The sequence below is a fragment of the Kitasatospora sp. MY 5-36 genome, from assembly GCF_001182915.1.
Lineage (GTDB): Bacteria > Actinomycetota > Actinomycetes > Streptomycetales > Streptomycetaceae > Kitasatospora.
Window position 1 is genome coordinate 1 of sequence record NZ_LFVW01001244.1, and the last position, 1203, is coordinate 1203.

Here is a 1203-nt window from a genome sequence, read left to right on the forward strand (position 1 = left end):
CGGGCCGGGCGGCGGTCCGCTCGGCGGCCTCGCGCTCGGCTCCGGCCACGGCCCGCTGGGCCACGGCGGGCCCGGAGCGAACGGCTCCCCGACCCCGGTAACGGCCTCCGCCCCGCGCAAGCTGTCCGGCCGGCGCCGCCGGGAGACCGTCGCGGTGCTGATCTTCGGCGGCGCCCCGATCTTCGAGAGCTCCATCCCGCTCTCCGTCTTCGGCGTGGACCGCCAGGACGCCGGGGTGCCCCGCTACCGCCTGCTGGTCTGCGCCGGTGAGGAGGGCCCGCTGGCCACCACCGGCGGACTGACCCTCTCCGCGCCGTACGGCCTGGAGGCGCTCGCCCGGGCCGGCACGATCGTCGTACCGGCCTGGCGCTCGATCTCCCAGCCCCCGCCGGTCGAGGCGATCACCGCCCTGCGCAAGGCCCACCACGAGGGCGCCCGGATCATCGGGCTCTGCACCGGTGCCTTCGTACTGGCCGCCGCCGGCCTGCTCGACGGCCGCCCGGCGACCACCCACTGGATGTACGCGCCGACGCTGGCCAAGCGCTACCCGCGGGTCCACGTCGACCCGCGCGAGCTGTTCGTCGACGACGGCGACGTGCTCACCTCGGCCGGCACCGCCGCCGGCATCGACCTGTGCCTGCACGTGGTGCGCAGCGACCACGGCGCCGAGGCGGCCAACGCGCTGGCCCGCCGCCTGGTGGTGCCGAGCCGCCGCGGCGGCGGAGGACAGGCCCAGTACATCGATCAGTCTTTACCTGAAGAGATCGGCAACGACCCGCTGGCCGAGGTGGTCACCTGGGCGCTGGAGAACCTCAACCAGCAGTTCGACGTCGAGGTGCTGGCGGCTCGCGCGTACATGAGCCGGCGCACCTTCGACCGGCGGTTCCGCACGCTCACCGGCAGCGCGCCGTTGCAGTGGCTGATCACCCAGCGGGTGCTCCAGGCGCAGCGGCTGCTGGAGACCTCGGAACTGTCGGTGGACGACGTCGCGCGCCGGTGCGGGTTCCGTTCGCCGGTGGCGCTGCGCGGGCACTTCCGCCGCCAGCTCGGGGTCTCCCCGGCCGCGTACCGGACCAGCTACCGGGCCCGCCGTCCCGGTCAGCAGCCGACCGCGCCGGCCGGTGCGCTCGGCGACCTGCGGCTGTCCGGAGCGATCCCGCACCCGGCGGGCGCGGTCGTCCCGGCGGGCGGTCCGCTGTTCGG

The 1203-nt window shown here is 75.8% G+C and carries 1 protein-coding gene; it reads left to right on the forward strand.

Annotated features, from left to right (window positions below):
- Positions 1 to 55: 55 nt before the first annotated feature.
- Positions 56 to 1203: helix-turn-helix domain-containing protein (locus AE652_RS41705; RefSeq protein ID WP_049661260.1), on the forward strand; the 1148-nt coding region annotated here is incomplete at its 3' end.